Below are 515 nucleotides of genomic sequence, written 5' to 3'. Positions count from 1 at the left end.
ACGACTCTATTGAACCTGAGGCAATAGCTCAGGCCGGTTTTGCCGCAACTGCGCAACACGCGCAGGCTTTTGAAACGCTTTTGGCCCTGGAAGATACCACCTCTCTCAACTTTGACCATGCCTCGGTGGCTGACGACCTCGGCCATACCACCTCCCATAAAACCTCCCGTGGCCTGCATGCCCACTCTGTGTTGCTGTTTGCTCCTCATGAACAACAGGTTGTCGGTCTGATTGAACAGCATCGCTGGGCGCGAAATGTAGCCACTTATGGTCAGAGTGTTCGGTATGCCCGGCGCCCGTATGAGGGTAAAGAAAGCTTTAAATGGGAACGTGCTTCCCGGGCAATGACGGAGCGCCTTGGCGCACAGATGAGCAAGGTTATTTCTGTCTGTTACCAACGGTGCAAAACTGATCCACCCCAGCGGTTGAAAATTGATCCAGGGGTTAATCTGCTCCTCTGAATACAGGGGAGCTTATGATCACTTTTGAGATTCGTATGGAAATTAAAGTCCTGC

General features: G+C 52.0%; 1 pseudogene. It reads left to right on the top strand.

From position 1 onward, the window contains the following. Positions 1–434 (top strand): annotated as a pseudogene (locus M6G53_RS24990) (IS4 family transposase); the annotation flags it as partial. Positions 435–515 lie beyond the last annotated feature (81 nt).

The organism is Serratia nevei, assembly GCF_024160145.1.
Taxonomy (GTDB): Bacteria; Pseudomonadota; Gammaproteobacteria; order Enterobacterales; family Enterobacteriaceae; genus Serratia; species Serratia nevei_A.
This window is presented reverse-complemented; position numbering and strand designations above follow the sequence as displayed.